The 2,735-nt window shown below is 54.1% G+C and carries 3 protein-coding genes; all 3 read left to right on the plus strand.

From position 1 onward, the window contains the following. Window positions 1-193: 193 nt before the first annotated feature. The 3 genes from E1958_RS19355 to E1958_RS19365 all read left to right on the plus strand — a co-directional run bounded on the left by E1958_RS19355 (window position 194) and on the right by E1958_RS19365 (window position 1,995). The gene (locus E1958_RS19355; protein WP_133513327.1) at window positions 194-1,183 is read left to right on the plus strand and encodes an MBL fold metallo-hydrolase; all 990 of its coding nucleotides are present in this window, start codon (window positions 194-196) and stop codon (window positions 1,181-1,183) included. 197 nt (window positions 1,184-1,380) lie between these two features. Next, window positions 1,381-1,662 (plus strand): type II toxin-antitoxin system RelE/ParE family toxin, encoded by a 282-nt coding sequence (locus tag E1958_RS19360; RefSeq protein ID WP_133513328.1) that lies wholly within the window; start codon window positions 1,381-1,383, stop codon window positions 1,660-1,662. Window positions 1,663-1,674: 12 nt separating this feature from the next. Continuing rightward, window positions 1,675-1,995 carry a HigA family addiction module antitoxin gene (locus tag E1958_RS19365; protein ID WP_133513329.1) on the plus strand — a complete coding sequence of 107 codons (321 nt, stop codon included), beginning with the start codon at window positions 1,675-1,677 and terminating at the stop codon, window positions 1,993-1,995. Window positions 1,996-2,735 lie beyond the last annotated feature (740 nt).

Consider the following 2,735-nt stretch of genomic DNA (forward strand, 5'->3'; position numbering starts at 1 on the left):
CCAGCGTGGGAGCAAGCTTGTCCCGACGGAGGAGGGATCTTGACGCTCCAGCGTCATGAAACCTGGTCCCGAGTGGAGCGAGGGATCTCGGCCGCTGGAGCGACCATAACTGCATTCCCACCTGCCTGCCGCAGGCAGGCGCTGGAGCGTGGGAACGAGCAAGGTGAAATATTCACGCGCAACGGGTAGTTAAATGTCATTCCGCATATCTCCTTTATGGTGGCCGCTGCTGGGCACGGCATCGCCCATCATCGTCCCTTTGCTGATCGCCAGAAACAGGCGATTTAAGAAAAACCGCGAACTTGCGGCCAAGCTGAATCGGGAACGGATCGACCGAGCCCAGCCCCTGGACCTGCCGGAACTCGACTTTCTGGAGCTGACGGTCCTGGTGGAAGAAAAGACCAAACAGGGATTCCTGGGCGATGCCGGTGTTTCCTATCTGTTCCGAACCGACAGGGGCTCGCTGCTTTTCGATGTGGGTTTCGGTCCCGAGCGTCCGGCGTTGGCTCACAACGCGGAAAAGCTGGGGATAGAACCGGATCGGATAGACGCCCTGGTGATCTCGCATCTCCACCCCGATCACATGGGCGGATTGAGGGCGAGCCGCTCCAAACGTGTCACCCTGCCCGAGGAGCTGGCGATTCCGCAAGGACGGCCCTGTTTTCTCCCCGCCGTAGGAAAGGCGGAAGGCCTTCAATGCGAAGTGGTGGACAAGGCTTGGGGTTTGACCTGCGGAATCGCCACCACCGGTCCGCTGGCCAGGAGCCTGTTTTTCTTCGGTTTTACCGAAGAGCAGGCGCTCATTGCCCAGGTAAAGAACAAAGGGCTGGTTATCTTCACCGGATGCGGACATCCCTCCATCGAGCTCATCGTCGAGATGGCCGGTCGTCTTTCCCAGGAACCCATCTACGTGATCGGCGGTGGGCTGCATTTCCCCATCACGGGCGGCAGGGGCAACCGCGTCGGCATCCAATTTCAGACCATCCTGGGTACCGGCAAACCGCCCTGGCAAAGGATTACCGACGATGACCTGAGTCGTACCATTCTTGCCCTCGATGAATGCGACCCGCACCGGGTCCTCCCGTCGGCCCATGATAGCTGCGATCATTCCCTCACGCGGATGGAACGGGAGCTGAAAGCGGAAACCCAGATACTCGAAGCCGGAGAAACCTATCGGTTTTAGACAACAGCGGCTCAACCCAGGCTTACAATCCACGCCGAAGATTCAGCGCCGGCTCGGCGAGGCCAAGGGCCTGGTCCGCATGGCAACGGATTTTGACGACCTGCCGGACAACCTGATGGAGCATTTTCGTTGGGCCTCTGGAAACCAGAGGCTATGTTAACGCTTTACAATACTATCAAGGATCGTTAGTATTATGTATGGCTATCATATCCTTTACATGCGCTGACACAAGGCGTCTTTTCAATGGTGATCGGGTTAAGCGCTTCGTCAACATTCAGACTGTTGCAATGCGCAAACTCGCGATGCTCAATCGAGCAGCCACGCTTCAGGATCTCAGAGTCCCGCCAGGAAACAGATTAGAGGCTCTTGTGGGAAATCGTGCAGGTCAGCACAGCATTCGGATCAATAACCAATTTCGAGTGTGCTTCGAGTGGTCCGCTGAAGGTCCTACAAACGTTGAAATCGTTGACTATCACTAATTGAGCATCGCTATGCGTCATGTTCCCTACCCTCATCCAGGTGAAATTCTCATGGAAGAGTTCCTCAAACCGCTCCGCATCACGCAGTATCGCCTTGCCAAGGAAATTGGAGTTTCCCAGCGTCGCATCGGGGAGATTGTTGCGGGCTCGCGTGGCATCACGGTCGACACAGGCTTACGCCTCTCGCGTTTTTTTGGTATGTCTGAGGGTTTTTGGACAGGTTTGCAGATGGACTATGAAGCGGCTATGGCCAAGGACGCACTTACGGAAACTCTCGCAAAGATCACGCCTTGGGGACATTACGAGCATGATAACGACAAGGTCCAACAATAGCATCAACCTGAGCCACGGAATACTGTCGAGTGGTTAGTGATGAGTGGCGGGTGGGCCGTGAGGCTTCAACGCGAGGAAATGGGGTCAGGTCTTGATCCGTGACTCTTGAAGGCACATATCAAGACCTGACCCCATTTCTCGCAGAGAATTGGCCGATTCCTTTCTCTGTGCTCTCTGTGCTCTCTGTGCTCTCTGTGGTTCGAAATGACTTTTGCGACACCCTCGTCGGGAGAGGGCCGGTTGCTTGTCATTTCGAGCGCAGCGAGAAATCCTAGTCCCGACGGAGGAGAGATCTTGTAACTTTGGTGGTTGTCCTATCGCTATCCTATCGCTAAAGATCCCTCGCTACGCTCGGGCAAGGATTTCTCCCTACGGTCGAGATGACAAGTTCGGTCGAACAGCCAACCATTTGATTGACCCTAGAGTCCGCCGGGTGGACCTTCTAAATATCAATAATCCTTAGATGGAAATTCGCCGTAGTTGTTCGCTCAGGAGACCGAGGCAACAAGTCGTCCGCAGAGCTTAACTCACTGTTTCTAAATGGGTTGATGGAGATATTCATGAATTTGAAAAAGAAGAAATCGTTGTGGTATATAAGGCGTCTCGCCGTACTTAAACACGGCGATTCGCTGTCTACTACCTGTTAGCTACAAGAACATATATGTTTGATTCAGCAGTAAAAGTGGTAGATAGAATTATTCAGTTGCTTCAGGTTCGCGCTGAGCAACGAAGATCTCTTT

It is taken from the genome of Candidatus Thiosymbion oneisti (assembly GCF_004359955.1).
GTDB classification, from domain to species: Bacteria; Pseudomonadota; Gammaproteobacteria; order Chromatiales; family Chromatiaceae; genus Thiosymbion; species Thiosymbion oneisti.

Coding starts and splice junctions, on each gene's coding strand:
- E1958_RS19365 (WP_133513329.1), top strand. CDS start 1,675: ATGCGTCATGTTCCCTACCCTCATCCAGGTGAAATTCTCATGGAAGAG.
- E1958_RS19360 (WP_133513328.1), top strand. CDS start 1,381: ATGGCTATCATATCCTTTACATGCGCTGACACAAGGCGTCTTTTCAAT.
- E1958_RS19355 (WP_133513327.1), top strand. CDS start 194: ATGTCATTCCGCATATCTCCTTTATGGTGGCCGCTGCTGGGCACGGCA.